The sequence below is a fragment of the Acidovorax sp. SUPP2825 genome (genome assembly GCF_030158995.1).
In the GTDB taxonomy this organism is placed as follows: Bacteria; Pseudomonadota; Gammaproteobacteria; order Burkholderiales; family Burkholderiaceae_C; genus Paracidovorax.
This window is the reverse complement of record NZ_BQXK01000004.1, coordinates 50,189-76,402: the sequence shown is the minus strand read 5'-3', so window position 1 is coordinate 76,402 and position 26,214 is coordinate 50,189. Positions and strand designations below refer to the sequence as shown.

Sequence of the window (26,214 nt, the reverse complement as noted above, 5' to 3'; positions counted from 1 at the left end):
CATCGTGCTATCAAATAAATAGCGTTCGCCTGCGGCAAAACGCCCGGGTGCGAGTGGGCTGCAGCTGGCCGACAATACCGGCCTGCCCATGATCCAAGCCCTGTGCCTTCTCATCGCCTTCCAGTTGCTCGGAGAGGCCACGGTGCGCCTGACGGGCTGGCCGTTGCCGGGCGCCCTGGTCGGCATGCTCTGGCTGCTGGCCTGGCTCGCCTGGCGGCGGCGCGTGCCCGAAGCGCTGGCCACCACCGCGTCCACCCTGCTGCAGCACATGATGCTGCTGTTCATCCCCACCGTGACCGGCGTGATGGTGCACTTCGGCCGGGTGGCGGACGAGTGGAAGCCCTTCCTCATCGCCTGCATCGTCGGTGCGGCGGTGACGATGGCCGTGACGGCGCTCACCCTGCATTGGCTGCTGGCGCGCGGTCGGCGCGCGGGTCCGTCGGCATGAAGGCGCCTGCATGACGGATCCCGCCACCGGCCTGGCCGCGCTGGGGGCGCTGGAGCGCTCCCCGCTGACCTGGCTCACGCTCACGCTGCTGGCCTACCTCGCGGCGCTGTGGCTGTACCGGCGCAGCGGCCACAACCCGTTCCTGCTGCCTGTGCTCACGGCCGTGGTGGGCATCGTGTGCGTGCTGCTGGCGCTCGGCGTGCCGTACCCGGTGTACTTCGAGGGTGTGCAGCTGATCCATTTCTTCATCGGCCCGGCCACGGTGGCGCTGGCGGTGCCGTTGTACGGGCAACTCGGCCGGATCCGGCAGATCTGGCGGCCGGTGGTGATCGCGCTGCTTGCCGGATCGGTGGCGGCCATCGGATCGGCCGTGCTCGTGGCGTGGGCGCTGGGCGGGTCGATGCAGACGCTGATGTCGCTCGCGCCCAAGTCGGCCACCATTCCCATCGCGACCGCCGTGGCCGAGCGGCTGGGCGGCATCGCATCGCTGGCTGCGGTGGCCGTGGCGGTCACCGGCATCGCCGGCGCGGTGATGGCCGGCCCGCTGCTGCGCGTGCTGCGGCTCGATGGCGACCCGGTGGTGCGCGGCTTCGCCGTGGGGCTGACGGCGCATGCCATCGGCACGGCGCGTGAGTTGCAGACCAACGCCACCGCCGGCTCGTTCGCCGCGCTGGCCATGGCGCTCAACGGCATCGCCACGGCGCTGCTCATGCCAGTGATGGCGGCGCTCCTGCACTGGGTCGGCGTGTGGTGAGCGGCCCGTGGGCCGCATGGGTTTGTCAGCGCAGCACGGCGAGCGCGAAGGGCAGGTTGACCACCCCCAGCACGGTGGACAGCGTCACCAGCCCGGCCACGTAGGGTCCGTTGTAGCCCATGCGGGCCGCCAGCACGTAGCAGGTGGACGCGGTGGGCAGGGCGGAGAAAGCCATCAGCACCGTGGTCTGCACCCCGTCCAGCCGCAGCAGCCGCGCCATGCCGAACGCGATCACCGGCTGCACCAGGTGGCGGATCGCCAGCACCGATGCCGACAGCAGCTTGCCGCGCGTGAGCAGGCCGAACTGCATGCCCGCGCCGGCTGCCATGAGTCCGAGCGCGAGCGACGCCGCGCTGATGCGGCTCACCGTGGGCTCCATCCACACGGGAATGTGAAAGCCCAGCAGGTTGGCCGCCAGCCCAGATCCGGTGGCCACGATCAGCGGGTTGCGCAGCAGCTCCTTGAAAAAACCGTGCTGGCCCGCGCGCGCCATGGGCCACACCGCGGCCACGTTGAACAGCGGCACGCACACGCCGATCAGCACGGCGATGAGCAGCAGGCCCTGTGGGCCCGCCAGTCGTTCCGCCAGCGCCAGGCCCATGAAGGAATTGAAGCGGAACGCCACCTGGGCGCTGGCCGCGTGGTCGCGCGGGTCGATGCGGCCACGCAGGCCGGGCAGCCGCGGCAGGCTGTAGGCCAGTGCGATGCCGACCAGGCCCGTCGCCACGCCGGCACCGATCAGCCCCGAGGCCTCGCCGATCTGGATCGGGCTTTTGACGATGGACTGGAACAGCAGGATGGGAAAGAGCAGGTAGTACACCAGGCTTTCCACCGGTTGCCACACGGCGCGGTTGAGGGCCGTGTAGCGGCAGACCAGGTAACCGCACAGGATGAGGGCAAAGTCGGGAAGGAGGAGCTGCGCGTAATTCACGGCCCGCAGGATACCGCGCGGCCCGCCCCGGTGGCCCCCGAAGCCGGGCGCGGGTGACGCCTCAGGGACCGGCCCGCGCCGCGGCCCTGCCGCCCTCGACGATGGCCTCGATCACCTTCTGAAGCCCCCGGTTCATGGGCTTGTCGTGGCGGGTGATGAGGGCCTGGGTGCGGTACAGGGGCGGGTCCAGCGGCCGCAGTTCGAGGTCTTCATGGCGGCGGCTGTGGCCCGACAGCGCCATGCGCGGCAGGATGCCGCAGCCCAGGCCCGCCGCCACCATCGCCTTGATGGCCTCCACGCTGTCGAATTCCATGACGGGCGCGGGCGTGGGCAGGGTGCCGCCAGCGCTCAACCAGTCGTCCACGATCCCGCGCGTGCTGCTGCCGGTCTCGAACTTCACCAGCGGGTGCTGGTTCATCATCTGCGCGGTGACCGCCCGCGGCCAGTGGCAGGTGCCTCGGCGGCAGATGGCCATGAGCTCGTCCTCCAGGATGGGGACCACGGCGACCGCACGCGAGACAATGGGCAGCGTCACGATGGCGGCATCGATCGAGTTGTCCTCGATGCGGCGCACGTAGTCCTCCGTGTTGCCCGTGCTCACGAGGATGCTCAGCGATGGAAAGCGCTTGCGCAGGTCCTGCAGGATGGGCGGCAGCAGGTACAGGCACGAGGTCAGGCCCGTGCCCAGCCGCACGCGCCCCGTCACCCCGGCCGAGTGGAAGGTGGCGGCGCTCACGGCATTGGCCACGGCGGCCGTCACATGCGGCACATGGGCCAGCAGATCCGCGCCGGCAGAGGTCGGGCCCACGCGGCGGCCCACCCGCTCGATGAGGCGCACCGACAGGCGGCGCTCCAGATTTCTCACCTGCAGACTCACCGCGGGCTGGGTCACCCCCAGCCGTTGCGCCGCAGCAGAAAAACTCCCCAATTCCAGCACCAGCGCGAAGGTCCGTAATTGATCGAGATCCAAGGTACGTTCCATAGGCTTAGCTTATGTTTTGTATAAGACGGCAAATCTTCACTTATGGATTGAATGCCGTCAATATTCATCCTGTGCAAAAACTCCAGAGACTTGAATAAAAAGCCGGGAGGGGAGGAGCAAGCTGCTATCGGTGCGCATTGGCGCACCGATAGCGCCTTGTATTTGTCGGCTGCAATGATTGATGGCGCATGGCCTCAAAAAACCTGATATCCATCGAAGACCTTTCGCGCAGCGAAATCGAGTCGCTGTTTTCCGATACCGACGACATTCGGCGGTTTCCCGGAGAGTTCGGAAATGCGCTGGCCGGAAAGATCGTCTTCACCCTGTTTTGCCAGCCCAGCACGCGCACGCGGCTGAGTTTCGAATCCGCGGCCTACCGCCTCGGTGCACGCGTGCTGAGCGTTTGCGACATGCACAGCACCCGCCAACCCCTGGGCGAAAGCCTGCTCGACACCACCCGCATGGCAGGCTACTACTCCGACGCGCTGGTCGCGCGGCACGCCGACCATGGTGTGATGGAGCAGATCAAGGCCACCCTCGACGTGCCTTTGATCAATGCCGGCGAAGGCCTCGCGCGGCACCCTACCCAGACCCTGATCGACCTGTACACCGCCCGCGAGCATTTCGACACCCTCGATGGGCTGCGCGTGGGGCTGGTGGGCGGCCTGCGCTACTCGCGTGCGGTGAAGTCGCTGCTGGTCGGCCTCGGGCAGTTTCGCGACGTCGAACTGCATGCCGTCGATGCCGCCAGCGAAGCCGACGACGGCAGCCCTTTGCCGGCCGACCTCGCCGCTGCGGCGCGGCGCCCCATCCATCTGCACGATTCGGTGCAGGCCATGCTGGGTCATGTCGATCTGCTGTACGTCGTGCGCGTGCAGCGCGAGATGTTCAGCGACGCCGCGCTGTACCAGCGCCAGCTGGACAAATGCCGCGTGCACCGCGCGCTGCTGGCCAAGGCGCCGCCGTGGCTGGCGGTGATGCATTGCCTGCCCCGCACGGACGAGCTGGACACCGACGTGGACGCGACCCCGCAAAACAAGTATTTCCTGCAGGCCGCTTACGGCGTGCCGCTGCGCATGGCCGTGCTGCGGCGCTACATGACGCAGCCGCAGGGGGGAGGAAGCGGCGGCACTGGCGGCAGTGGCGGTGGTGGCGCCAGGGGATTGGCTGCGGATGCGCTGTCGCGCCGCGCGATCGACGTGCTCAGCAACGACGAGTTGTCCCTCGCATGGTGATGCTCTGCGCAATGGCCCTGATGGGGCTCGTTGTGGGTGGCGTGGCCGTGACGGTCGGAGGGGGCGTCACCATCGGCGTGCCGCTGCTGCTGCTGATGGGGCATTCCGCCGCCGCGGCCATCGCCACCGTGAAGTTCGCGCTCGTGGGCTCGTTCTTCACCGGCACGCTGGCCCACCGCCGGGCCGTGGCGGCCCCGGTGCGCATTCCCTGGGTGCTCTGGCCCCTGGCGGTGGCGGGGTCCGTGATGGGGTCACTGATCGTCACCGGGGTCGATGACCGGGTGCTGCGCATCATCGTCGCCGCCATGATGGCCGTGGTGCTGTGGATCACCTACCGGACGGATTTTTCCGCACGCACCGCCACCCCGGCGCCGGCCGCACGTCTGCCGCTGGCCGGCATCGCCACGGTGTTCGCGCTGTGCGTGTATTCGGGCTTTTTCGGCGCGGGCTTCGGCACCTTTCTCATCTTTGCGCTGATGCATTTTTTCGGCCTGTCGTTTTCCGACAGCGCTTCGGTGATGACGCGCCTCAACCTGCTCGTGGTGGGTTCGTCCGTGACGACGTTCATCACCCACGGCGCGGTCGATTTCCAGTGGGGCATTCCGCTCTTCATCGGCTGCGCCCTGGGCGGTGTGATGGGCGCCTGGGTGGCCCGGGTGCTGTCGCCCGAGCGCATGAAAACCGTCTTCCTGGCAGGCACGATGCTGGTCGGCGTCAAGCTGATCTGGGACGCGATGGTGTGATGCCGGACCGTCTTCCATCCGCGGTCCGCCCGGCCCTTACCCCTCACTTGCAAGGAGCAACGCCACCCCCTCAACGACGGCACTGAACCCATCTCCTGCCAACGGGAACCGCCCTTGCGCGTGCGGGAAATCCCTCACTGTGGACTGCCATGCGGACCACGATCGGCGTGCGTCAGCGATTAGGATGCACACCATCGTTTTCATCGTGTTCAAGCAGTACAAGGAGACTTCTATGCAGCGCCGAAACTGGCTGGGTCTGGCCGTCCTCGTGGCCACGGGCAGTGCCATGGCCCAGAGCTATCCCACCAAACCGATCCGGCTGGTGGTGCCCTTTGCTCCGGGGGGAACGACCGACATCATCGCCCGCGTGATCTCCGATCCGCTGTCGCGCGCGCTGGGCCAGCCCGTGATCGTGGACAACCGCGCGGGTGGGGGTGGCGTGGTCGGCGCGGCCGAGACGGCCAAGGCGACGCCGGACGGCTATGCCCTGGGCATCGCCACCGTGTCCACCACGGCGGCCAACCCGGCGATCAACCCCAAGACGCCCTACAACCCGCTGACGGACTTCACGCCGATCATCAACATCGCCGCCACGCCCAACATCATTGCGGTGAACCCCAGCTTTCCAGCCAAGGACTACAAGAGCTTCGCCGCCGAGATCAAGAAGGTGCCGGGCAAGTATTCGTACTCGTCGTCCGGCACGGGCGGCATCGGCCATCTGCAGATGGAGCTGTACAAGAGCCTGACCGACACCTTCGTCACGCACATTCCCTACCGCGGCGCGGGCCCGGCCTTGAACGACACGGTGGCCGGCCAGGTGCCGATGATCTTCGACAACCTGCCTTCGGCGCTGGCCTTCATCAAGGACGGTCGGCTGGTGCCCATCGTGGTCGCCGCGCCCCAGCGCGTGGCGGCGCTGCCCAACGTGCCCACCTTCAAGGAAGTGGGCCTGGAGCCGGTGAACCGCATGGCGTACTACGGCATCCTCGGCCCCAAGAACCTGCCCAAGGACGTGGTGGACAAGATCAACGCCGGCGTGCGCAAGGCGCTGGAAGATCCGGCCGTGCGCAAGCGCATCGAGGACACCGGCTCGATCATCATCGGCAACACGCCCGAGCAGTTCGCCGAGCAGATCAAGGCCGAGTTCGAGGTCTACAAGACCGTGGTGCAAAAGCAGAAGCTGTCGCTCGACTGAGCCAGCGCGTCTTCGCTTGCTCAGACCAGGCCCGCCGGTACCGCCCGCGGGCCTTTTTTATCGTGCTATGGTTTTGCGATGCTGCCCGAAAGCCAGACCTCCATCGACACCTTCATCGACGCGCTGTGGCTGGAGGACGGCCTCTCGCGCAACACCCTGGCGGCCTACCGGCGCGACATGACGCTGTATGCCCAGTGGCTGGCGGAGCAGCCGTCCGCGTTGGCCATCGACGGCACGCAGGAACACCACCTGCAGGGCTACTTCGCGGCGCGCCATGCGCAGACCCGGGCCACCTCGGCCAATCGGCGCCTGACCGTGCTGCGCCGCTATTTCCACTGGGCCCTGCGCGAGCGGCGCATCGTGGCCGACCCCACCGTTCGGCTGCAGGCCGCGCGCCAGCCGCTGCGCGTGCCGAAGACGCTCTCGCAAGCCCATGTGGAGGCCTTGCTACGGGCCCCGGACACCGGCCACCCGTTGGGGCTGCGGGACCGCGCCATGCTGGAGCTGATGTACGCCAGCGGGTTGCGCGTGACCGAGCTGGTCACGCTCAAGACCTTCCAACTGGGCCTGCGCGAAGGCGTGCTGCGGGTGATGGGCAAGGGCGGCAAGGAGAGGCTGGTGCCCTTCGGCGACGAGGCGGCGGCATGGCTGGAGCGCTACCTGGGCGAGGCGCGCGCGGCCATCCTGGGCGGGCAGCAGACCGACGATCTTTTCGTGACGCAGCGCGGCGCGGGCATGACCCGGGCGATGTTCTGGGTCATCGTGAAAAAGCAGGCGCATGGGGCGGGCATCACCGTGCCGCTGTCGCCGCACACGCTGCGCCATGCCTTCGCCACGCACCTGCTCAACCACGGGGCCGACCTGCGCGTGGTGCAGCTGCTGCTGGGGCATGCGGACATCTCCACCACCACCATCTACACCCACGTGGCGCGGGAGCGGCTCAAGGCCCTGCACGCGCAGCACCACCCCCGCGGATAGGCCGGCATCGGGGAGCCGGTGCAGGCCCCGCAGCGCGCGGACAATCGCGGTTCCTTTTGCGCACCCGGAGTCTTTTCATGACCGATCTTTCCCGCCGGCAATGGATGCTGGCCGCCAGCTGTTCTTGGCTCTCGACGCTGCCTTTCGCTGCCCACGCCCAGCAGGCCGCCGCCTGGCCGTCCCGCCCCATCCGCATCGTCGTGGCCTATCCCGCCGGCGGGGTGAGCGACGTGGTCGCCCGGGCCCTGGGCGACAAGCTGTCGGCCCAGCTGGGCACTTCGGTGGTGGTGGACAACAAGGCAGGAGCGGGCGGCTCCATCGGCATGGATGCCGTGGCCAAGGCAGCGCCGGACGGCTACACGCTGGGCTTTTCGTCCATCAGCCCGCTGGTGCTGAACCCGCACCTGGGCAAATCGCCGTTCGATCCGGCCAAGGACATCGCGCCGGTGGCCAGCGTGATGGTCTCTCCCGTGCTGCTGCTGGGCACGTCCGCCAGCCAGGCCAAGGATTTCCGCCAGTTGCTCGCCACCGCGAAGGCGCAGCCAGGGGCGGTGCGCTGGGCCACCTCGGGGCTGGCGTCGCTCGGGCACATCATGCTGGAGCAGATCATGCAGTCCACCCAGGCGAAGATCACGCATGTGCCTTACAAAGGTGGCGGCCAGCAGCTCAACGATGCGCTCAGCGGGCAGTTCGAAGTGCTGTCCACCAATGCCGGGCCCGCGGTGATGCAGCACATCCAGGCCGGCAAGCTGCGCGCGCTGGCCGTGGGCGCACCCGCCCGGCTCGACACTTTGCCCGACGTGCCCACCCTGGCCGAACTGGGCATTCCGGCCGCCAACGTGAGTTCGCTGTTCGGCGTGTTCGCGCCGGCCCGCACGCCGGCTCCGATCCTGGAGCGACTGAACGCCGAGATCAACCGGGCCCTGGCGTTGCCGGACTTGCGCGCCCGGCTCGAAGCCACCGACAACGTGCCCCAAGGGGGCAAGGCGGCCGACTTCGCCCGGCAGATCGCCGAAGAGTCGCAGAACAACGCCCGCATCATCCGCGCGGCGGGCATTCAGATGAACTGATCGAAAGGGGCGCGGGGCGCCCTGTCAGGCGCGCGCTGCGCGCCTGGAAAAACGCCATGTGCCCTGGCCGCGCCGGGGCGCTGCGAAGCCGGCCGGGCCGTTACTCGCCCAGGCTTTCCGCCCAGGTCAGCGCCTGCAAGTGGGCCCAGTTCACCTGCCGGTTGGACAGGTGCAGCGCATCGGCCGAGCGAGCGAACGCCACCTCGTCGCCGCTTTCGCAGGCCTTGGTGAGTTCCAGGAACGGCGCGAACACGCCGGTGTTGTGCAGCAGCGCATCGATCACGGGCTGGGGCAGGGCAACGGAGTCGAGCGCCTTTTCCAGCGGAACGCCCAGCATGGTGTCCAGCAGTGAGAACACGCCGACCACGAAGGCGTTGTCGCACTCCTCGGGTGGCAGCAGTTCGGCGGCGAGCAACTCCATGAGGCGGCCGCGCACCACGGCGGTCTGGCCCACGGCGGGCGGAGAGCCGCCGGCACGCGAGGTGGTCATGAGCAGCGCCGCCCAGCGGAACAGCTTTTTGAGCCCCAGGATCATGACGGCGTGCCGGAACGACGTGACCTCGCACGACAGCCCGAAGCCCGACGAGTTGATGAACCGCAGCAGGTTGAAGGACAGCGTGGGGTCCTTCTTGAGCAGTTCCTCGATCTCCGCCGTGCTGGCCTGCTTTCGCACCAGGTTGATGAGCTGGATGATCGTCGCCTGGGAAGGCCGGATGGTCTGGGCCTTCACCAGCGCGGGCTGGGCGAACCAGTAGCCCTGGAACAGCTTCACGCCCAGGGCGGACATGCGCTCGTGCTGCTCGGCGGTCTCCACCTTTTCGGCCACCAGCGTGGCCTTGGAATTGGCGCGCGCGAACTTCACCAGGGGCTCGGCCAGTTCGGCCCGGAACGCCTGCATGTCCAGTTTGACGAAGGCCGCCAGCGGCAGCCAGCTGGCATAGGTGCGGCGCAGCACGTTCTGGTTGAAGGCGAGGCGAAAGCCCCGCGTGCGCAGGCCTTCGAGCGTGGAAACGCGCCCTTCGATCTCTTCGGCCGTTGCGCCGTCGGCCAAAGGCGGCACTTCCAGCACCACCTTTTCGGGGTGGATCAGTTCGAGGTGGCCGCCGGCCAGGCTTTCGTGCGTGCAGTTGATGAACACCGTCTTCTTTCCCACCAGGGCCTCGGTGCCCGCATACGACAGGGCATTGAAGAGCAGGGCAGCATCGCTGGCCGCGGTGTGGGCATCGGAGGCGGTGGAACGGTCGAACAGCTCGTAGCCGAAAACGGCGCGCTGCTCATCCACGATCGCCTGGCGCGCAATGATCGCCAGGTTGCTCGAGTCCTCGTCTTCCCCTTGCGGGGCGGTGTTCTCGAAAGCCGGTACGTTGTCTGAGTTGCTCGACATGGAGGGTCTGCGTCAGTGAGTGGGATGAATTCGGTGACCTTACCACCAGAGCCGCACGCTGTCGCCCACTCTGGGGCTCATTCCGTCAACTGGTCTGCCCAGGCCAGGGCCTGCAAATGGGCCATGTTGATCTGCTGGCTGGACAGCTGCAGCGAACTGGCGGCCTGGTCGAAGGCGGCGTCGTCGCTGGATTCGCAGGCCTCGGCCAGCCGCAGCAGTTCGCCCAGCGTGCCGGTGCGGTGCAGCAGGGCCTCCGACACGGTGCCGGGCACGTGCAGCAGCCCCACGGCGGACTCCATCGGCATGCTCAGCATGCGGTCGAGCATCGAGAAGATGCCCACCACGAAGGCCTGGTCGGCGTCTTCCTGCGACATGGTCTCCAGGGCCAGCAGCTCCATCAGCCGCCCGCGCACCACGGCCGTGTGGCCGACGGCGGCGGAGATGCCGCCCGCGCGCGAGGCGGTGAGCAGCAGCGCGGCCCAGCGGAACAGCTTCTTGAGCCCCATGAGCATCACGGCCTGCCGGAACGAGGTGATCTCGCGGGAGAGTCCGAAGCCCGACGAATTGATGAGCCGCATCAGGTTGAAGGCCAGGCCCGCGTCCTTCTTCAGCACCTCCTCGATCTCGTCCGTGCTGGCCTGCTGGCGCACGAGGTTGATGAGCTGGATGATGCTGCTTTGCGCTGGGGTGAGCAGCTTGGCCTCCACCAGCGAGGGGCGGGAGAACCAATACCCCTGGAACAGCTGCACGCCCTTGCTGGAGGCCATGTCGTACTGCTTGGCTGTCTCCACCTTCTCGGCGATCAACTCGGCCTTGGAGTGCCGCCCCGCGTATTTGATGAGCACGGCCAGCTGGTCGGGCGCCAGCACGGACAGGTCGAGCTTGATGTAGTCGGCCAGCGGCAGCCACGGCGCATAGGCCGATTCCAGCACCGTGTGGTTGAAGGCCAGGTGGAAGCCCCGTTCGCGCAGGCCCGACAGGATCGGCAGCCGCGTGCTCACCTCTTCGGCGGCCGCGTGGCCCAAGGGGGGAATCTCCAGCACGACCTTGTCGGGATCGACCAGCTCGAGGTGGCCGCCGGACAGGCTCTCGTGCGTGCAGTTGACGAAGATGAGCTTCTTGCCCACCAGTTCCTCGCTCCCGGCGTGCGACAGCGCGGTGAACACCAGGAACACGTCCGTCGCCGCCGTGTGGCCGTGGCCGGAGCGCGAGCGGTTGAAGAGTTCATAGCCCACCACGGCCTGCTGCCCGTTCATGATCGCCTGGCGGGCGATCATGGCGCCGGCAGGGCTGCTCTCGGGGGCAATGGACGGAGAATTGCCGGCGACAGGCGTGTGGGGCATGGATGGCGAACTGAAAGCGATCGGTGGAGGGGCCGCGTCCCTTCGGCAAAGGGGCTGCGGGGCTTGGGCGCATTGTAGGAAAGAACGGCTGCCCACGCGGCCGGGTCAGCCATGCTGCAGCCACTCCATTTCGGCGTCGCTGAACCCCGCCGCGCGGCGCGCATCGGCGTTGAAGGGCGGTTTCAGGCGTGGCGCCTCGTAGCGCCGGACCAGCAGGGCGTAATGCGCCAGCGGGTCCAGCCCTTCCCGATCGCACAGGAAGTGATACCAATGGTTACCAATCGCCACATGCCCGACCTCCTCGCGCAGGATGATGTCCAGGATGTCCACGGCCGCCAGCGCATCGGCGGTGCCTACCTGCTGCAGCTTGCGCTGGATGAGCGGTGTGGCGTCCAGGCCCCGGGCCTCGAGCGTGCGCGGCACCAGGGCCATGCGCGCGACGATGTCGCCCGCGGTCTTCTCGCACATGGTCCACAGGCCCTGGTGGGCGGGAAAATCGCCGTAGTCGTGCCCCATGCTTCGCAGGTGCTCGCGCAGCAATCCGAAGTGCTTGGCCTCTTCGGCCGCCACCCGCAGCCAGTCGAGGTAGAAGGCCGGCGGCATGCCGTCGAAGCGCCAGACCGCGTCGAGTGCGAGGTTGATGGCGTTGAATTCGATGTGCGCGATGGCGTGCATCAGCACCGCGCGGCCCTCGTGCGTGGCGGGCGAGCGGCGCGCCACCTCGGTGTGGCGCAGCAGGGCGGGCCGCTCGGGGCGGCCGGGCAGGGCGGCGGGGTCGGCGGGGCCCTGCGGGCCAGTTGCGGCCACGGCATGGTCGGACGCACGCGCGTGCAGGTCCAGGGTGGCGGCGGCTTTGGCCTGGGGGTCTGTCAGGCACAGGGCCTCGAGGGCACGTTGGCGAAGGTCCATCCCTACAATTCTAGGATTCGGCCCTGCTGACAAAAAAGGAGACCTGGATGGCGCTTTACGAACTCGATGGCATTTCTCCCCGCACCGCGCCGTCGGCGTGGGTGGCGGACAGTGCCGAAGTCATCGGCCACGTCGTGCTGGGCGAGTCGTCCAGCATCTGGTTCGAGGCCGTGCTGCGCGGCGACAACGAGCCGATCACCATCGGCGCCGGCACCAATGTGCAGGACGGCAGCGTGCTGCACTCCGACCCCGGCCAGCCGCTGGTGCTGGGCGAGCGCGTGACGATCGGCCACAAGGTCATGCTGCATGGCTGCACAGTGGGCGACGAATCGCTCATCGGCATCGGCGCAGTGGTGCTCAACGGTGCGAAGATCGGCAGGCATTGCCTCGTCGGCGCCGGCGCGCTGGTGACGGAGGGCAAGGAGTTTCCCGATGGCTCCATGATCATCGGCAGTCCCGCGAAGGCGGTGCGCCAGCTCTCGCCCGAGCAGATCGAGGGCCTGCGCCGGAATGCGCAGACCTACATCGACAACGCCCAGCGCTTTCGCGCCGGGTTGCGCAAGCTGGCTTGAGCGGCGCCAACATTTCAGGAAAACCAGGGTGTCTGAACTCCACAAGTTTCTTTTCGATGGCCTGCCCGTGCGCGGCATGATCGTGCGCCTCACCGACGCCTGGACCGAGATCCTCGCGCGGCGCGCCGGCAACACCACCTCCGGCGCCTACCCGCCGCCCGTGCGCGAGCTATTGGGCGAGATGGCCGCGGCCGGCGTGCTGATGCAGTCCAACATCAAGTTCAACGGGGCGCTGGTGCTGCAGGTCTTCGGCGACGGCCCCGTCAAGCTGGCGGTGGCCGAGGTGCAGTCGGACCTCAGCCTGCGCGCCACGGCCTCGGTGAACGGCGAAGTGCCGGACGGTGCCCGCCTGAGCGACATGGTGAACGTGGGCGGCGGCGGGCGCTGTGCCATCACGCTCGACCCGAAGGACCGCCTGCCGGGCCGGCAGCCCTACCAGGGCGTGGTGCCGCTGCATGGCGACCACCACGAGAAGATCGAAAAGCTCAGCGACGTGCTGCAGCACTACATGCTGCAGTCCGAACAGCTGGACACCACGCTGGTGCTGGCCGCCGACGACCAGGTGGCCGCCGGCCTGCTCATCCAGCGCATGCCGATCAAGGGCGAGGGCAACCTGGCCGGCGAGCTGACCCACCGCGAGAACGAGGACCAGATCGGCCACAACGAGGACTACAACCGCATCGCCACCCTGGCCGCCAGCCTGACGCGCGACGAACTGCTGGGCCTGGACGTGGACACCATCCTGCGCCGCCTGTTCTGGGAAGAAAAACTGCTGCGCTTCGTGCCCCAGCAGGGCGTGGACGGCCCGCGGTTCGCCTGCACCTGCAGCCGCGAGCGCGTCAGCAACATGCTGCGCAGCCTGGGGGTGGAAGAGGCCGAGAGCATCCTCGCCGAGCGCGGCGACATCGAGGTGGCCTGCGAGTTCTGCGGCCAGCAGTACCGCTACGACGCGGTGGATGCGGCGCAGATCTTCACCGAGCCCGGCAAGCAATTGCCGGGGCCGTCCAGCGTTCAGTAACCGCCGGCGGCAAGGCCCGCGGGCACCGCATCAGCCGCGCAGCGCCGTGAAGAGCTTGTGCTCGCACTCGGGGTCGCTGCACTTCTCGCACGACCATGCGCGAAGGCGGGCAGGCCGTGCCGGCGTTTCTTGATCAAAAACTGCTGGTGCCGGCGGATCATATACCTTGGGTGCTATTTTTTTAATAGCATCCAGGGTGGCCCGCAGCCGCTCGTTCTCGCTGCCGTACAGCACGCGATAAGCCACGCCGGCCTCGGAAAGCGCCCCACGCAGGCAGGCATCGAACCGCTCCTGCCCGGAGGGCTGCGGTGTCTGGCCCGAGGCTTTCGAAGGCGTCGCGCCATCCAGTCCGCCGAGCAGCGTGGCTCGGCACGTTGCCGCATGGGTCGCCGCCAGCGCTGCCAGCGCCTGCTGCGCCGCATCTTGCAAGGGGCCCACCGGTGCCTCCAGGCAATGCGACACGGCCGCGTGCAGCGCCGGGCAGGGATCGACCATGGCATGCCCCGGCTGCAGGTGCCGAGCCACCGCGCGCGCCAAGGCCTCCAGCCCGGTGCCGGGGGCGCCCAGCAGGGCGATGCGGACCGGATCGGCGGCCAAGGGACTCGGGGGTGGCGGGGGGAATGAACGCTGCAGAGACCTGTCCGCTCAGCGGTGGGTCACCTGCACGTAGATCTCGTTGGGCTTGACCATGCCCAGTTCGTTGCGCGCCTTCTCCTCGACCATGTCCAGGCCTTCGCGCAGGTCGTGCACTTCGGAGGTAAGGCGTTCGTTGGCCTGGCGCGCCTCGGCATTGGCCTGCTTTTGCGCGGCGATCTTTTCCTTCATTTCCTGCACGTGGTGGACGCTGCCGCGGCCGGACCACAGCTGCGCCTGCACCCCCACGAGGAGGAGGAGCAGCACCAGCGGAACGATGCGGGGACTCATGGCGGTCAGATCAGGCGGCAGGAAAGGGATCGGTCACCGCCCGTGGCACGGCCCTCACAGAAGGAGGGAGGAGCGTGCCACGGCGGTGGGTTCAGGTCAGCGCAGGTTGTAGAACGCAGCGCGGCCGGGGTAGTGGGCGATGTCGCCCAGGTCTTCCTCGATGCGCAGCAGCTGGTTGTACTTGGCGATGCGGTCCGAGCGCGACAGCGAGCCCGTCTTGATCTGGCCCGCGTTGGTGCCCACGGCGATGTCGGCGATGGTGCTGTCCTCGGTCTCGCCCGAACGGTGCGAGATCACGGCCGTGTAGCCGGCGCGCTTGGCCATCTCGATAGCGGCGAAGGTTTCGGTCAGCGTGCCGATCTGGTTGATCTTGATGAGGATCGAGTTGGCGATGCGCTTGTCGATGCCTTCCTTCAGGATCTTGGTGTTGGTGACGAACAGGTCGTCGCCCACCAGCTGCACCTTCTCGCCCAGGCGTTCGGTGAGGTGCTTCCAGCCGTCCCAGTCGCCTTCGGCCATGCCGTCTTCGATGGAGATGATGGGGTACTTGTCCACCCACGCGGCGAGCATGTCGGTCCATTGCTGGGCCGTCAGGCGGATGCCGCCTTCGCCTTCCAGCACGTAGTGGCCGTCCTTGTAGAACTCGCTGGCCGCGCAGTCCAGGGCCAGGGCGATCTGTTCTCCGGCGGTGTAGCCGGCGGCATCGATGGCCTGCAGGATGAGCTGGATCGCGGCTTCGTGGTTCTCGACGCTGGGGGCGAAGCCGCCCTCGTCGCCCACGGCGGTGCTCATGCCGCGGTCGTTGATGATCTTCTTGAGGGCATGGAACACCTCGGCGCCCCAGCGCACGGCTTCGCGGAAGCTCGGCGCACCCACGGGGACGATCATGAATTCCTGCAGATCCAGGCTGTTGTTGGCATGCGCGCCGCCGTTGATGACGTTCATCATCGGCACGGGCAACTGGATGCCGCCCATCCCGCCCAGGTAGCGGTACAGGGGCAGGCCGGACTCTTCAGCAGCGGCGCGGGCCACGGCCATGGAAACCGCCAGCATGGCGTTGGCGCCCAGGCGGCTCTTGTTGTCGGTGCCGTCCAGATCGATCAGGGTCTTGTCCAGGAAGGCCTGCTCGGAGGCGTCCAGGCCCAGCACGGCCTCGGAAATCTCGGTGTTGATGTGCTCCACGGCCTTGAGCACGCCCTTGCCCAGGTAGCGGCCCTTGTCTCCGTCGCGCAGCTCAATGGCCTCGCGGCTGCCGGTGGAGGCGCCCGAGGGTACGGCCGCGCGGCCCATCACGCCCGATTCCAGCAGCACGTCGCATTCGACGGTGGGGTTGCCGCGACTGTCCAGCACTTCGCGACCTACGATATCAACGATGGCACTCATTCAAGGTTCTCCAGTTTTAAAGAATTATCGATTGGCCCCAGGTAGTGCTCTGGCAATGGCAACGACGATCGCTACCATCCTCCGCACTCACCCATGCAGCAAAGGGTGTGGGGCTACAAAAATGGGTCGGGCTTGTATAGGTAGATTGCGGAACCCATGATCAAAAGCACGGTTGCGCTCAATGAGCATGCCAAAACCAGTGGTTTAGGCCATTGCGCGATGCGGACCACCAGCGCGCAGGGGCGCAGTGCCATCCAGGGCGCAGCCAAAAAGGATGCGATCAACAGCAACGTGCAAAACAGGCCGACGCGCTCTGAGGGAGTCAGCAGGGTGAAATCTGAAATGACGAACAAGAAAGAGCCCACCAAAAGCCAGGCAATGGACTCGACTGCTGAGAATCTTGCTCTTGAAGACTCGCGCACCCCAGGCCGCGCAAGAAATCGGTACGAGAGAATCAGCGTGCAGGCAAGCAGCGCTGGCAAGGAGAGCAACGCAAATCCCATTGCGAAACCGCTGAGCGCACCGATGGCGACATAGATCATTGGAGTAAGCAACAACCCCATCACCACTGAAGACAGCACGACCACTGGAAAGTAAGCCATCGGCTGGTTGCGAGTGCAGCAGATTTGATCAATCAGCAAAATGAAGGTTCTCGGCTCACACGCCTTCCACGCACACCATGCGCATGACGGCCGCGCCTTCGCGGGCCGCCTTGGCCTTCTGGTACTCAGGCGTGTCGTAGAACGCGCGGGCCGCCTCGAAGCTCGGGAACTTCAGCAGCACGGTGCGGCCGGGGTTCCAGTCGCCTTCGAGCACCTCGACTTTGCCGCCGCGGATGCAGACCTCGGCGCCATGCACCTGCATGGCGTGGGTGCTCCACTTCTTGTACTCCTCGTACTGCGTCGGGTTGGTGACGGTGACGGATGCGATGACGTAACCACTGCTCATGGCTCAGGCTCCAAAGTTGTTTTCGAGGAATCCGTTGCGCTTGGTGATGGTGTCCAGCGCCACCAGCGTTTCCAGCAGCGCCTTCATGTGCTTGAGCGGCACGGCGTTGGGGCCGTCCGACAGGGCCTTGGCCGGATCGGGGTGCGTTTCCATGAAGAGGCCCGCCACGCCCACGGCAACGGCGGCGCGGGCCAGCACCGGGACCATCTCACGCTGGCCGCCGCTGCTCGTGCCCTGGCCGCCCGGCAACTGCACCGAGTGGGTGGCGTCGAACACGACCGGCGCCCCGGTCTCGCGCATGATGGCCAGGCCGCGCATGTCGGACACGAGATTGTTGTAGCCGAAGCTCGCACCCCGCTCGCAGGCCATGAAGCTGTCCTCGGGCAGGCCGGCTTCCAGCGCGGCGGCGCGGGCCTTGTCGATCACGTTCTTCATGTCGTGCGGCGCGAGGAACTGGCCCTTCTTGATGTTCACCGGCTTGCCCGACTGCGCCACCGCGCGGATGAAGTCGGTCTGGCGGCACAGGAAGGCGGGCGTCTGCAGCACATCGACCACCTTGGCGGCCTCGGTGATGTCGTCCTCGGTGTGCACGTCGGTCAGCACGGGCACGTCCAGGTCGCGCCGGATCTTGGCCAGGATCTCCAGGCCCTTCTCGCGGCCGGGGCCGCGAAAGCTGGTGCCCGAAGAGCGGTTGGCCTTGTCGAAGCTGCTCTTGAAGATGAACGGAATGCCCAGTGCCGCCGCCGTCTCCTTGAGCTGGCCGGCCACGTCCATCTGCAGTTGCTCGGACTCGATCACGCAGGGGCCCGCGATGAGGAAGAAGCGGTGTTCCAGGCCGACGTCGAAGCCGCAGAGTTTCATGGCAGGGGTTCTTTCTTTTCTCGTCGTTGCTTCGGAAGAAGGCTTTCAGGCCGCCGCGAGGGCTGGCTGCTGGCTCTTTTGGCGCTCCACGGCCGCCTTGATGAAGGCGTTGAAGAGCGGGTGGCCGTTCCACGGCGTCGATTTGAATTCGGGGTGGAACTGCACGCCGATGTACCAGGGGTGCACGCTCTTGGGCAGCTCGACGATCTCGGTGAGCTGCTCGCGCTGCGTGAGCGCCGAGATCACCAGGCCCGCCTTGCGCAGCTGGTCGAGGTAGTTGACGTTGGCTTCGTAGCGGTGGCGGTGCCGCTCGGTGACGATGTTGCCGTAGATCTCGTGCGCCAACGTGCCGGACGCCACGTCCGAGCTCTGCGCGCCCAGGCGCATGGTGCCGCCCAGGTCGGAGTTCTCGTTGCGCGTCTTGATCGTGCCGTCGGCGTCCTTCCACTCGGTGATCAGGGCGATCACGGGGTGGGGCGTGGCAGGCTCGAACTCGGTGCTGTTGGCGTCCTTGAGGCCGGCCACGTGGCGCGCGTATTCGATGGTGGCGACCTGCATGCCCAGGCAGATGCCCAGATAGGGCACCTGGTGCTCGCGGGCATAGCGGGCCGTGCTGATCTTGCCTTCCACGCCCCGCGCGCCGAAGCCGCCGGGCACCAGGATGGCATCGTACTTGGCGAGTTTTTCGGCCGCGTCGGCCGCGCCGATGGTCTCGGAGTCGATGTGCTCGATCTTCACGCGCACATGGTTCTTCATGCCGGCGTGGCGCAGCGCCTCGTTCACCGACTTGTAGCTGTCGGACAGGTCCACGTACTTGCCCACCATGGCGATGGTGACCTCGCCCTGTGGATGCTCGGTCTCGTAGACGAGCTGGTCCCAGCGCTTGAGGGTCGTGGGCGGCGTGTTCAGGCGAAGCTTGTCGCAGATCAGGCCGTCCAGGCCCTGCTCGTGCAGCATGCGCGGCACCTTGTAGATGGTGTCCACGTCCCACATGCTGATCACGCCCCACTCGGGCACGTTGGTGAACAGCGAAATCTTGCCGCGCTCTTCCTCGGGAATGCGGCGGTCGGCGCGGCACAGCAACGCATCGGGCTGGATGCCGATCTTGCGCAGCTCCTGCACGGTGTGCTGGGTCGGCTTGGTCTTGAGCTCGCCCGCGGCGGCGATCCACGGCAGGTAGGTCAGGTGCACGAAGGCGGCGTTGTTGGGGCCGAGCTTGAGGCTCAGCTGGCGCACCGCTTCCAGGAAGGGCAGGGACTCGATGTCGCCCACCGTGCCGCCGATCTCGACGATGGCCACGTCCACCGCGTCGCCCGTGCCCACGCCGGCGCCGCGCTTGATGTATTCCTGGATTTCGTTGGTGACGTGCGGAATGACCTGCACGGTCTTGCCGAGGTAGTCGCCGCGCCGTTCCTTCTCCAGCACGCTCTGGTAGATGCGGCCCGTGGTGAAGTTGTTGGTCTTTTTCATGCGCGTTTCGATGAAACGCTCATAGTGGCCGAGATCGAGGTCGGTTTCGGCGCCGTCGTCGGTGACGAAGACCTCGCCGTGCTGGAACGGGGACATGGTGCCCGGGTCCACGTTGATGTACGGGTCGAGCTTGATGAGGGTGACTTTGAGGCCCCGCGATTCGAGGATCGCGGCAAGGGAGGCTGAGGCGATTCCCTTGCCCAGGGAAGACACCACACCGCCGGTGACGAAGACAAATTTGGTCATGTCTTTTTTGGTGGTGGGAAATCGGGATTATAGAGGGCGGCCATCCAGGCCCCAGCCAGCGCTTTGCAAGCCCGCAGGCTCCGTCTGCTAAATTGCGCGCCATGAACGAGCTCGCCGGCAAACACATTCTCCTGGGACTCTCCGGCGGCATCGCCTGCTACAAATCGGCCGAATTCGCCCGCCTGCTCATCAAGGCCGGGGCCACCGTGCAGGTCGTGATGACCGAGGCGGCCGCGCAGTTCATGACCCCCGTCACGATGCAGGCGCTGACGGGGCGCACGGTGTACCACTCGCAGTGGGACGCGCGCGAGCCCAACAACATGCCGCACATCAACCTGGGCCGCGAGGCCGACGCGATCGTCATCGCGCCGTGCAGCGCGGACTTCATCGCGCGCCTGGCGCAGGGGCGCTCCGACGAACTGCTGAGCCTGACCTGCCTGGCCCGGCCCATCGACCGCGTGCCGCTGCTGCTCGCCCCCGCCATGAACCGCGAGATGTGGGCGCACCCGGCCACGCAGCGCAACCTGGCGCAGGTCGCGCGCGACGGCGCCGTGGTGCTGGCCGTGGGCAACGGCGACCAGGCCTGCGGCGAGACCGGTGACGGCCGCATGCTGGAGCCGGCCGAACTGCTGGAGGAACTGACGGCGTTCTTCGCGCCCAAGGTACTGGCCGGCCAGCACGTGCTGGTGACGGCGGGCCCCACGTTCGAGGCCATCGACCCGGTGCGCGGCATCACCAACCGCTCCAGCGGCAAGATGGGCTTTTCCATCGCCCGCGCCGCGCGAGAGGCCGGCGCGCAAGTCACGCTGGTGGCGGGGCCGGTGCACCTGCCCACACCGCGCGGCGTGCGCCGCGTGGACGTGCAATCGGCACAAAACATGCTCGATGCCGTAGTGGAATATGCCTCGGATGCTACTGTTTTTGTAGCAACCGCTGCCGTGGCCGACTGGCGCCCCGCGCAGGCGGCCCGCCACAAGATCAAGAAGGACGGCTCCGGCGAGGTGCCTGCGCTGGCGTTCGTGGAGAACACGGACATCCTGGCCCAGGTGGCGAAATCCGAGCGCGCGCGTTCGGGGCAACTGTTCTGCGTCGGCTTTGCGGCGGAGAGCGAGGACCTGCTGCGCCACGCCAGCGCCAAGCGTGAGCGCAAGGGCGTGCCGCTGCTGGTGGGCAACATCGGCCCGGCCACCTTCGGGCAGGACGACAACGCGCTGCTGCTGATCGATGCCCAGGGGCACCGCGAGCTGCCGCGCGCCTCCAAGCGCGAGCTGGCCCGCCAGTTGGTGGCCGAGATCGCCCGGCGCATTGCGGGCGCCGCCTGACATCCCGTCCGAAACCGATCCAACCCGTGCAGCATCCCTTGCGCCCCGAATGGGACACGCCGGCCGACGGCGATTTCGCGAGCTACGTGGAGCGGCTCAGCCGGATGCAGCATCCGGCCCATTCGTTGGCGCCCGGTGAGGAGCCTGGCCACTACGGCGCCCGCCCGAATGTCGTCGGTACGGCTGCGAAAGGCGCAGCCGTGAAGGCGCCCGTCCGCGATGCGGTAACGCGTCCGGCCTCTCTGACGATGCCGGGCACCCAAGGGCTCCGGCTGTTGCGCCTGGCACGGGCGGTGCTGCTCCTGCTGGTGCTGGCGAAGGCGGTGGCGTGGCTGGCTTTCGCCTGGGGTTCGCTGTTCGGCGTCGTATCGCTCGGCCTGTTGTGGTGGGGCCTGGGCGCGGCCGGGCGCCTGCTGTCCGGCGGCTCGCCATCATCGCCCGGTACCGACCGCGCCGCAGCGCTGCAAACCGTGCTGGAGGCGCTGCGCCAAGCGGCGCGCCAGCCCCCGAATTCCCGTTTTCCCAAGAAGTGAATTGAACCTGTGAAGATCGACGTCAAGATTCTCGACCCCCGCATGGCAGCGCAGCTGCCTTCCTACGCCACGCCGGGCAGCGCCGGCCTCGACCTGCGTGCCTGCCTGGACGAGCCGCTCACGCTGCAGCCCAACGCCTGGCAACTGGTGCCCACCGGGATCGCCATCTATCTGAAAGATCCCGGGTATGCCGCACTGATCCTTCCGCGCTCGGGCCTGGGGCACAAGCATGGCATCGTGCTGGGCAATCTGGTGGGTCTGATCGACAGCGACTACCAGGGCCAGCTCATGGTCAGTGCCTGGAACCGCAGCGACACGGCGTTCACCCTGGAGCCCATGGAGCGGCTGGCCCAACTGGTCATCGTGCCGGTGGTGCAGGCGCAGTTCAACGTGGTCAGCGACTTTCCCGCCACGCAGCGCGGCGAAGGCGGCTACGGCTCGACGGGCCAGGCCTGATTAGGTCTGGCAGGCCCCCCATTTTTGGTCTTTTGTAGGCCGGCGCCGACATAGCTGCCGGTATCTGTCTTGCCTGCCGGGCCGCGATTGCCCGTCGGGTTCCGGGGTGGGCTGCATGGTGCAATCCGCTTCACGTCAAAGGCTTTGAAGGCCTGCGCATCGCTCTGAAGGAGAACTCTCATGTCCCGTTTCATCCGCTCCGCCACCCTGGCAGGTTCCGTCGCTCTGGTGACCCTGCTTTCGGCCTGCGCTCAGCAACCGCGCTATTCCAACAACTACCCCGCCCAGCCCCAGCCGGGCTATTCCTCCTACCCCGCTGCGCAGAACCAGAACCAGAACGGCACCGAGTTCGGCGTGGTCTCCAACATCGAAACCCTGCACGCGCGCAACCGCGGCACCAGCGGCGCGGGTGCCGTGCTGGGCGCGGTGGCCGGCGGCGTGCTGGGCAACCAGGTGGGCAAGGGCAGCGGCCGTGCCGCAGCCACCGTGCTGGGTGCCGTGGGCGGCGGTGTGGTGGGTAACCAGATCGAAGGCCGCACCGGCAACAACAACGACGGCCAGGCCGAGGGCTACCGCCTGACGATCCAGCTGGATCAGGGCGGCCAGCGCGTCTATGACGTGACCACCCCAGGCGACCTGCGCACCGGCGACCGCGTGCGCCTGTATGGCGGCCAGATCTCGCGCATCTGACCTCCCATGGTCTCGTCGCCTGCCGCGCATGCGTGGCAGGCACCCCATGCAAAACGGGCCCCTCGGGGCCCGTTTTGCATGGGTCGATGAATCGGTCAGTGAAGGGTGGGTGCGTCCGCCGCGGGCGGCTGGATGCGGAAGAAGCCGGTGCCGGCCGAGCCGCGGCCGATCTCTTCCTCGGTGGCCTCGCGCACGCTTTGCACGGTGAGGTGCAGGCGCAGCGCGATGCCTGCCAGCGGGTGGTTGCCGTCGAGCACGATATGCTCCGGGTAGATCTGGGCCACGGTGTACAGCACGTCGCGCGGGGCCGCTGGGTTGGTGCCCTGCGGCAGCGCGCTGCCTTCGACCGTCATGCCTTCTTCCAGATCGGCGGGAAAGAGGTTGCGCGGTTCGAGGAACAGCAGCTGGTCCTGGTAGTCGCCGAAGGCTTCCTCGGGCTCCAGGTGCAGCGACAGCGACGTGCCCGCGGCATGGCCTTGCAGGGCCTCTTCGATGCGCGCGAGCAGATCGTCGCCGCCGACGAGAAACTCCACCGGCTCATCGAGCACGTCCAGCTCCTCGCCCAGGGTGTCTTTCAGGATCCAGGTCAAAGCGACCACACATTGTTGGTTGATTTCCATAGGAGAATTGTCGCAGTTCGACCCTCGTCCGCGCACGCGGCATCAATTCCCCATGGATGTTCAACAACCTCTGGCGCTGCTGGGCGGGCTCACGCCGGCGCAGTTCATGCGCCGCCACTGGCAGAAAAAGCCCTTGCTGGTTCGCCAGGCCATCGCCGCGTTCGACCCGCCGGTGCAACGCGCCGAATTGTTCGCGCTCGCCGCGCAAGAGGGCGTCGAATCGCGCCTCGTGCAGCACAAGGCCGGCGCGTGGAAGCTGCGCCACGGCCCTTTCGCGCGCCGTTCGCTGCCCCCGCTCACCACGCGCGAGTGGACGCTGCTGGTGCAGGGCGTCGATCTGCATGACGACGCGGTGCATGCGCTGATGGAGCAGTTTTGCTTCGTGCCGCGCGCGCGGCTCGACGACCTGATGATCAGCTATGCCTCCGATGGCGGCGGCGTCGGACCGCATTTCGACAGCTACGACGTCTTCCTGCTCCAGGCCCAGGGGCGTCGGCGCTGGCGCATCGGCCGGCAGAAGGACCTCACGCTGCGCGAGGGCATTCCGCTCAAGGTGCTGGCGCAGTTTGAGCCCGAGCAGGAGTTCGTGCTCGAGCCCGGGGACATGCTGTACCTGCCGCCGCGCTATGCGCACGATGGCATCGCCGAAGGCGAATGCATGACCTACTCCATCGGGTTCCGCTCCCCCGCACGCAACGGGATCGCGCAGGAGCTGCTGTCGCGCCTGGCCGACGATGCCGCCGATGACGATGCGCCGCCCCAGCTGTACCGTGATCCGTCACAGGCCGCGGTGGCGCAGCCGGGCGAGATTCCCCCGGCGCTGCAGGCCTTTGCCCGCCAGGCGCTGGAGCGCGCCCTGTCCGAGCCGCTGGCCCTGGAGCGCGCCCTGGGCGAGAGCCTGACCGAGCCCAAGCCCAACGTGTGGTTCGAGCCCGGGGCGGTGGGCGGCCTGCTGGAAGGCGTTCAACTGGACCGCCGCACCCGCATGGTCTATGACGCGCGCCATGTGTTCATCAATGGCGACAGCTACCTGGCGGCAGGCCGCGACGCCACCCTCATGCGCCGGCTGGCCGATGAGCGCGTGCTGCGCCCCCGCGATCTCGCACGCGCCAGCGACGATGCGCTGGAGCTGCTGTCGTCCTGGTGCGAAACGGGTTGGGCACACGCCTGGTCGCCGCCCGATTGATGGAACGTTGAACGCGCAAAGGCGCAGTCACCCCGAGGAGCCACCGATGTCCGATGCATCCCCCCGCCATCCCGAAGCGGCCGCTGCACTGCCCGCCGGGCGTTTCAACGGCCGGGAAGACTTTCGCCAGTGGGTGCGCGACGGGCTGGCCTGCGCGGCCCGGGAGGGCTGGAACGAGATCGTGCTGAGCGACTTCGACTTTCACGACTGGCCGCTTGGCGAGCGCGAGGTGATCGATTCGCTGCAGTCCTGGGCGCGCCGCGGGCGCCGCCTCACGGTGCTGGCCGGAACGTACGACGAAATGGTGCGGCGCCACGCGCGCTTTGTGCATTGGCGCGGCGTGTGGGACCATGTGATCGAATGCCGCCGCGCACCCACGGCGGACCGCCTGGAACTGCCCAGCGTGCTCTGGTCCGATGCCTGGGTGCTGCAACGGCTGGACCCCGAGCGCTGTGCCGGCGTGGCCGGCCGCGAGCCCGAGCGCCGCCTGCTGGCGCGCGAGGCCCTCAACGAATGGCTGCTGCGCAAGAGTTCGCCGGGGTTTCCGGCGACCACCCTGGGGCTGTGAATAATGCGCTCCCCATTTTGCGATTTACCGAAGAGAAACAAAACGTCCCGTCGGTGTTAGTCTGTATTGACGGAATCTCCCTATAATTTGCGGTTGAAGTAAAAAAAGGCGCCCCTGAGCGCCAAGCACCGCCAAAGAGCACGCTGCAAGAGGGCGCCAATGGCGGCAATTCCAATATCCGTCTGTCCAATAGGAAAAACTGAAATGAAGAACTCTCTCGTTCTGGCTGCTCTGGTCGCCTCCGTCGCTCTCGCCGCTTGCGGCAAGAAGGAAGAAGCCGCTGCGCCCGCACCGGCTCCCGCTCCTGTGGAAGCACCCGCACCAGCACCGGCTCCCGCTCCCGTGGTGACGCCTGCTGCTTCCGACGCAGCCCCTGCCATGACCGCTCCCGCATCCGACGCGGCTTCCGCTCCAGCAGGCGACGCTGCCAAGGCCGCTGCCGATGCTGCTGCAGCAGCCGCTGCCGGCGCTTCCACCGCCAAGTAAGCGATCGCTCCAACCGGCTTCGGCACACCGTGCCGGAGTCTGGCAAAAAGCCCCGTACCACCAGGTCGGGGCTTTTTTATTGGGCGAGTCGTTGGTGTGGTTTCGCAGGGGTACGAGATGCGAGATGCCTTGCGGACCTCAAGGCGCTACCAGGGACGCGGCCTGCCGAAAGATCAGCCGCAGGCGATCCAGTCGGAGCCGGTGACCGGGCTGGCCACGTCCACGCGCGAGGTGTCCCACCCCAAGGCCGAGGCCAGCGCGGCCTGGGCCAGTTCGGGGCGGTTGTTCTGCGCGCTGAGGTGGGCCGCCACCACGCGGCTCAGCCCCGTGTGCTGCATGGCCCGAAGGATGTCGGCGGCCACGGTGTTGGCCAGGTGGCCGTAGAGGCCGCTGATGCGGCGCTTCAGGAACGCCGGGTAGCTGGAGACGGCGAGCAGATCGGGGTCGTGGTTGGATTCCAGCAGCAACGCATGGCAGCCCTGGAGGTGGGCCAGCACATGGTCGGTGGCATGGCCCAGGTCGGTCAGCAGGCCGATGTGCGTCGCGCCGTCGCTGCAGCGCAGCTGCAGCGGCTCGCGGGCGTCGTGGGGCACGGTGAAGGGCAGGGCCTCGAACGCGCCCAGATCGATGGGCACGCCGTCCTGTGCGATGTTCAGCAGCCCATCCAGGCCCGGCGCGCCGATGGCCGTGTAGGTGCCGTGGCTCATCCAGACCGGAATGCGGTGCCTGAGCACCAGCTTCTCCATGCAGCCCACGTGGTCTGAATGCTCGTGGGTGATGAACAGGGCGTCGAGGTCATCGATCAACAGCCCGGCGGCGGCGAGACGCGATGCCAGTTGCCGTGGCCCCAGCCCGCAGTCGATGAGCAGCCGCCGCACCTGCGTGCCGCAGCGCCCCTCTACCACCGTGGCGTTGCCAGAACTGCCGCTGCCCAGGTTCTTGAAACGCAGCACGCAGTC

The 26,214-nt window shown here is 67.4% G+C and carries 30 protein-coding genes; 16 read left to right on the top strand and 14 right to left on the bottom strand.

The window, feature by feature from the left end:
* Positions 1–88 precede the first annotated feature (88 nt).
* Positions 89–448 carry a CidA/LrgA family protein gene (locus AVAK2825_RS06810; RefSeq protein ID WP_284395476.1) on the top strand — a complete coding sequence of 120 codons (360 nt, stop codon included), beginning with the start codon at positions 89–91 and terminating at the stop codon, positions 446–448.
* Between the two features lie 10 nt (positions 449–458).
* Positions 459–1,202 (top strand): LrgB family protein, encoded by a 744-nt coding sequence (locus AVAK2825_RS06805; protein ID WP_284395475.1) that lies wholly within the window; start codon positions 459–461, stop codon positions 1,200–1,202.
* Positions 1,203–1,227: 25 nt separating this feature from the next.
* Here AVAK2825_RS06805 and AVAK2825_RS06800 read toward each other — a convergent pair whose 3' ends face one another.
* Together AVAK2825_RS06800 and AVAK2825_RS06795 are read right to left on the bottom strand one after the other, a co-directional pair.
* The gene (locus AVAK2825_RS06800) at positions 1,228–2,145 is read right to left on the bottom strand and encodes an AEC family transporter (protein ID WP_284396297.1); all 918 of its coding nucleotides are present in this window, start codon (positions 2,143–2,145) and stop codon (positions 1,228–1,230) included.
* 49 nt (positions 2,146–2,194) lie between these two features.
* Positions 2,195–3,115 (bottom strand): LysR family transcriptional regulator, encoded by a 921-nt coding sequence (locus AVAK2825_RS06795; RefSeq protein ID WP_284395473.1) that lies wholly within the window; start codon positions 3,113–3,115, stop codon positions 2,195–2,197.
* A gap of 188 nt (positions 3,116–3,303) precedes the next feature.
* Here AVAK2825_RS06795 and pyrB point away from each other — a divergent pair, with 188 nt between their 5' ends.
* The 5 genes from pyrB (at position 3,304) to AVAK2825_RS06770 (ending at position 8,336) form a co-directional block, all read left to right on the top strand.
* The gene (pyrB, locus tag AVAK2825_RS06790; RefSeq protein WP_284395471.1) at positions 3,304–4,350 is read left to right on the top strand and encodes an aspartate carbamoyltransferase; all 1,047 of its coding nucleotides are present in this window, start codon (positions 3,304–3,306) and stop codon (positions 4,348–4,350) included.
* Positions 4,351–4,370: 20 nt separating this feature from the next.
* The gene (locus tag AVAK2825_RS06785; protein ID WP_284395469.1) at positions 4,371–5,093 is read left to right on the top strand and encodes a sulfite exporter TauE/SafE family protein; all 723 of its coding nucleotides are present in this window, start codon (positions 4,371–4,373) and stop codon (positions 5,091–5,093) included.
* A gap of 232 nt (positions 5,094–5,325) precedes the next feature.
* Complete coding sequence (locus AVAK2825_RS06780; protein WP_272568039.1) at positions 5,326–6,288, top strand: tripartite tricarboxylate transporter substrate binding protein BugE; 963 nt, start codon at positions 5,326–5,328, stop codon at positions 6,286–6,288.
* A gap of 78 nt (positions 6,289–6,366) precedes the next feature.
* Positions 6,367–7,266 carry a site-specific tyrosine recombinase XerD gene (gene xerD, locus AVAK2825_RS06775; protein WP_284395467.1) on the top strand — a complete coding sequence of 300 codons (900 nt, stop codon included), beginning with the start codon at positions 6,367–6,369 and terminating at the stop codon, positions 7,264–7,266.
* A gap of 77 nt (positions 7,267–7,343) precedes the next feature.
* Positions 7,344–8,336: a Bug family tripartite tricarboxylate transporter substrate binding protein gene (locus AVAK2825_RS06770; RefSeq protein ID WP_284395465.1), complete on the top strand. Its 993-nt coding sequence runs from the start codon at positions 7,344–7,346 to the stop codon at positions 8,334–8,336.
* A 100-nt stretch (positions 8,337–8,436) separates the two neighbouring features.
* Here AVAK2825_RS06770 and AVAK2825_RS06765 read toward each other — a convergent pair whose 3' ends face one another.
* From AVAK2825_RS06765 to AVAK2825_RS06755, 3 genes are all read right to left on the bottom strand, one after another.
* Positions 8,437–9,720 carry an EAL and HDOD domain-containing protein gene (locus AVAK2825_RS06765; protein ID WP_284395463.1) on the bottom strand — a complete coding sequence of 428 codons (1,284 nt, stop codon included), beginning with the start codon at positions 9,718–9,720 and terminating at the stop codon, positions 8,437–8,439.
* A gap of 77 nt (positions 9,721–9,797) precedes the next feature.
* The gene (locus AVAK2825_RS06760) at positions 9,798–11,063 is read right to left on the bottom strand and encodes an EAL and HDOD domain-containing protein (protein ID WP_284395461.1); all 1,266 of its coding nucleotides are present in this window, start codon (positions 11,061–11,063) and stop codon (positions 9,798–9,800) included.
* Positions 11,064–11,168: 105 nt separating this feature from the next.
* Positions 11,169–11,972: a ferritin-like domain-containing protein gene (locus AVAK2825_RS06755; RefSeq protein WP_284395459.1), complete on the bottom strand. Its 804-nt coding sequence runs from the start codon at positions 11,970–11,972 to the stop codon at positions 11,169–11,171.
* Positions 11,973–12,019: 47 nt separating this feature from the next.
* Between AVAK2825_RS06755 and AVAK2825_RS06750 the strand changes: the two genes are divergently transcribed.
* Both AVAK2825_RS06750 and hslO read left to right on the top strand, forming a co-directional pair.
* Complete coding sequence (locus AVAK2825_RS06750; RefSeq protein WP_284395456.1) at positions 12,020–12,544, top strand: gamma carbonic anhydrase family protein; 525 nt, start codon at positions 12,020–12,022, stop codon at positions 12,542–12,544.
* Between the two features lie 28 nt (positions 12,545–12,572).
* Positions 12,573–13,562 (top strand): Hsp33 family molecular chaperone HslO, encoded by a 990-nt coding sequence (gene hslO / locus AVAK2825_RS06745; RefSeq protein WP_272568048.1) that lies wholly within the window; start codon positions 12,573–12,575, stop codon positions 13,560–13,562.
* A gap of 30 nt (positions 13,563–13,592) precedes the next feature.
* Here the strand turns inward: hslO and AVAK2825_RS06740 are convergent, their stop codons facing one another.
* The 7 genes from AVAK2825_RS06740 to pyrG form a co-directional block, all read right to left on the bottom strand.
* Positions 13,593–14,159, bottom strand: a complete 567-nt coding sequence (locus AVAK2825_RS06740) for a hypothetical protein (protein WP_284395453.1) — start codon at positions 14,157–14,159, stop codon at positions 13,593–13,595.
* 48 nt (positions 14,160–14,207) lie between these two features.
* Positions 14,208–14,486 (bottom strand): septum formation initiator family protein, encoded by a 279-nt coding sequence (locus AVAK2825_RS06735; protein WP_272551727.1) that lies wholly within the window; start codon positions 14,484–14,486, stop codon positions 14,208–14,210.
* A 96-nt stretch (positions 14,487–14,582) separates the two neighbouring features.
* The gene (eno, locus tag AVAK2825_RS06730) at positions 14,583–15,869 is read right to left on the bottom strand and encodes a phosphopyruvate hydratase (RefSeq protein WP_272568051.1); all 1,287 of its coding nucleotides are present in this window, start codon (positions 15,867–15,869) and stop codon (positions 14,583–14,585) included.
* Positions 15,870–15,982: 113 nt separating this feature from the next.
* Positions 15,983–16,510: a hypothetical protein gene (locus AVAK2825_RS06725; protein WP_284395450.1), complete on the bottom strand. Its 528-nt coding sequence runs from the start codon at positions 16,508–16,510 to the stop codon at positions 15,983–15,985.
* A gap of 16 nt (positions 16,511–16,526) precedes the next feature.
* On the bottom strand, positions 16,527–16,817 hold the full coding sequence (locus tag AVAK2825_RS06720; protein WP_272568055.1) for a DUF1330 domain-containing protein: 291 nt from the start codon (positions 16,815–16,817) through the stop codon (positions 16,527–16,529).
* A 3-nt stretch (positions 16,818–16,820) separates the two neighbouring features.
* Positions 16,821–17,678, bottom strand: a complete 858-nt coding sequence (gene kdsA / locus AVAK2825_RS06715) for a 3-deoxy-8-phosphooctulonate synthase (protein ID WP_272568056.1) — start codon at positions 17,676–17,678, stop codon at positions 16,821–16,823.
* 45 nt (positions 17,679–17,723) lie between these two features.
* Positions 17,724–19,394: a CTP synthase gene (gene pyrG / locus AVAK2825_RS06710; protein WP_272568057.1), complete on the bottom strand. Its 1,671-nt coding sequence runs from the start codon at positions 19,392–19,394 to the stop codon at positions 17,724–17,726.
* Between the two features lie 101 nt (positions 19,395–19,495).
* Here pyrG and coaBC point away from each other — a divergent pair, with 101 nt between their 5' ends.
* The 4 genes from coaBC to AVAK2825_RS06690 all read left to right on the top strand — a co-directional run bounded on the left by coaBC (position 19,496) and on the right by AVAK2825_RS06690 (position 22,395).
* The gene (coaBC, locus tag AVAK2825_RS06705; RefSeq protein ID WP_284395446.1) at positions 19,496–20,716 is read left to right on the top strand and encodes a bifunctional phosphopantothenoylcysteine decarboxylase/phosphopantothenate--cysteine ligase CoaBC; all 1,221 of its coding nucleotides are present in this window, start codon (positions 19,496–19,498) and stop codon (positions 20,714–20,716) included.
* 26 nt (positions 20,717–20,742) lie between these two features.
* Complete coding sequence (locus AVAK2825_RS06700) at positions 20,743–21,249, top strand: hypothetical protein (RefSeq protein ID WP_284395445.1); 507 nt, start codon at positions 20,743–20,745, stop codon at positions 21,247–21,249.
* Between the two features lie 9 nt (positions 21,250–21,258).
* On the top strand, positions 21,259–21,705 hold the full coding sequence (dut, locus tag AVAK2825_RS06695; protein WP_272568060.1) for a dUTP diphosphatase: 447 nt from the start codon (positions 21,259–21,261) through the stop codon (positions 21,703–21,705).
* A gap of 180 nt (positions 21,706–21,885) precedes the next feature.
* The gene (locus tag AVAK2825_RS06690) at positions 21,886–22,395 is read left to right on the top strand and encodes an outer membrane lipoprotein (RefSeq protein ID WP_272551741.1); all 510 of its coding nucleotides are present in this window, start codon (positions 21,886–21,888) and stop codon (positions 22,393–22,395) included.
* Between the two features lie 95 nt (positions 22,396–22,490).
* Here AVAK2825_RS06690 and AVAK2825_RS06685 read toward each other — a convergent pair whose 3' ends face one another.
* The gene (locus AVAK2825_RS06685; RefSeq protein ID WP_272568063.1) at positions 22,491–23,015 is read right to left on the bottom strand and encodes an FKBP-type peptidyl-prolyl cis-trans isomerase; all 525 of its coding nucleotides are present in this window, start codon (positions 23,013–23,015) and stop codon (positions 22,491–22,493) included.
* A gap of 52 nt (positions 23,016–23,067) precedes the next feature.
* Between AVAK2825_RS06685 and AVAK2825_RS06680 the strand changes: the two genes are divergently transcribed.
* From AVAK2825_RS06680 to AVAK2825_RS06670, 3 genes are all read left to right on the top strand, one after another.
* Positions 23,068–24,201, top strand: coding sequence for a cupin domain-containing protein (locus AVAK2825_RS06680; RefSeq protein WP_284395437.1), 1,134 nt, complete (start codon positions 23,068–23,070; stop codon positions 24,199–24,201).
* Positions 24,202–24,247: 46 nt separating this feature from the next.
* Positions 24,248–24,769 carry a hypothetical protein gene (locus AVAK2825_RS06675; RefSeq protein ID WP_284395435.1) on the top strand — a complete coding sequence of 174 codons (522 nt, stop codon included), beginning with the start codon at positions 24,248–24,250 and terminating at the stop codon, positions 24,767–24,769.
* A 204-nt stretch (positions 24,770–24,973) separates the two neighbouring features.
* Positions 24,974–25,255, top strand: coding sequence for a hypothetical protein (locus tag AVAK2825_RS06670; RefSeq protein ID WP_284395434.1), 282 nt, complete (start codon positions 24,974–24,976; stop codon positions 25,253–25,255).
* 173 nt (positions 25,256–25,428) lie between these two features.
* Here AVAK2825_RS06670 and AVAK2825_RS06665 read toward each other — a convergent pair whose 3' ends face one another.
* Positions 25,429–26,208, bottom strand: coding sequence for an MBL fold metallo-hydrolase (locus tag AVAK2825_RS06665; protein ID WP_284395432.1), 780 nt, complete (start codon positions 26,206–26,208; stop codon positions 25,429–25,431).
* Positions 26,209–26,214 lie beyond the last annotated feature (6 nt).

Excerpts from the sequence above, each read along its gene's own strand:
- AVAK2825_RS06810 (WP_284395476.1), top strand. The coding sequence starts at position 89 with ATGATCCAAGCCCTGTGCCTTCTCATCGCCTTCCAGTTGCTCGGAGAG.
- AVAK2825_RS06805 (WP_284395475.1), top strand. The coding sequence starts at position 459 with ATGACGGATCCCGCCACCGGCCTGGCCGCGCTGGGGGCGCTGGAGCGC.
- AVAK2825_RS06795 (WP_284395473.1), bottom strand. The coding sequence starts at position 3,115 with ATGGAACGTACCTTGGATCTCGATCAATTACGGACCTTCGCGCTGGTG.
- pyrB (WP_284395471.1), top strand. The coding sequence starts at position 3,304 with ATGGCCTCAAAAAACCTGATATCCATCGAAGACCTTTCGCGCAGCGAA.
- AVAK2825_RS06785 (WP_284395469.1), top strand. The coding sequence starts at position 4,371 with ATGGGGCTCGTTGTGGGTGGCGTGGCCGTGACGGTCGGAGGGGGCGTC.
- AVAK2825_RS06780 (WP_272568039.1), top strand. The coding sequence starts at position 5,326 with ATGCAGCGCCGAAACTGGCTGGGTCTGGCCGTCCTCGTGGCCACGGGC.
- xerD (WP_284395467.1), top strand. The coding sequence starts at position 6,367 with ATGCTGCCCGAAAGCCAGACCTCCATCGACACCTTCATCGACGCGCTG.
- AVAK2825_RS06770 (WP_284395465.1), top strand. The coding sequence starts at position 7,344 with ATGACCGATCTTTCCCGCCGGCAATGGATGCTGGCCGCCAGCTGTTCT.
- AVAK2825_RS06765 (WP_284395463.1), bottom strand. The coding sequence starts at position 9,720 with ATGTCGAGCAACTCAGACAACGTACCGGCTTTCGAGAACACCGCCCCG.
- AVAK2825_RS06760 (WP_284395461.1), bottom strand. The coding sequence starts at position 11,063 with ATGCCCCACACGCCTGTCGCCGGCAATTCTCCGTCCATTGCCCCCGAG.
- AVAK2825_RS06755 (WP_284395459.1), bottom strand. The coding sequence starts at position 11,972 with ATGGACCTTCGCCAACGTGCCCTCGAGGCCCTGTGCCTGACAGACCCC.
- AVAK2825_RS06750 (WP_284395456.1), top strand. The coding sequence starts at position 12,020 with ATGGCGCTTTACGAACTCGATGGCATTTCTCCCCGCACCGCGCCGTCG.
- AVAK2825_RS06735 (WP_272551727.1), bottom strand. The coding sequence starts at position 14,486 with ATGAGTCCCCGCATCGTTCCGCTGGTGCTGCTCCTCCTCCTCGTGGGG.
- eno (WP_272568051.1), bottom strand. The coding sequence starts at position 15,869 with ATGAGTGCCATCGTTGATATCGTAGGTCGCGAAGTGCTGGACAGTCGC.
- AVAK2825_RS06720 (WP_272568055.1), bottom strand. The coding sequence starts at position 16,817 with ATGAGCAGTGGTTACGTCATCGCATCCGTCACCGTCACCAACCCGACG.
- kdsA (WP_272568056.1), bottom strand. The coding sequence starts at position 17,678 with ATGAAACTCTGCGGCTTCGACGTCGGCCTGGAACACCGCTTCTTCCTC.
- pyrG (WP_272568057.1), bottom strand. The coding sequence starts at position 19,394 with ATGACCAAATTTGTCTTCGTCACCGGCGGTGTGGTGTCTTCCCTGGGC.
- coaBC (WP_284395446.1), top strand. The coding sequence starts at position 19,496 with ATGAACGAGCTCGCCGGCAAACACATTCTCCTGGGACTCTCCGGCGGC.
- AVAK2825_RS06690 (WP_272551741.1), top strand. The coding sequence starts at position 21,886 with ATGTCCCGTTTCATCCGCTCCGCCACCCTGGCAGGTTCCGTCGCTCTG.
- AVAK2825_RS06685 (WP_272568063.1), bottom strand. The coding sequence starts at position 23,015 with ATGGAAATCAACCAACAATGTGTGGTCGCTTTGACCTGGATCCTGAAA.
- AVAK2825_RS06680 (WP_284395437.1), top strand. The coding sequence starts at position 23,068 with ATGGATGTTCAACAACCTCTGGCGCTGCTGGGCGGGCTCACGCCGGCG.
- AVAK2825_RS06675 (WP_284395435.1), top strand. The coding sequence starts at position 24,248 with ATGTCCGATGCATCCCCCCGCCATCCCGAAGCGGCCGCTGCACTGCCC.
- AVAK2825_RS06670 (WP_284395434.1), top strand. The coding sequence starts at position 24,974 with ATGAAGAACTCTCTCGTTCTGGCTGCTCTGGTCGCCTCCGTCGCTCTC.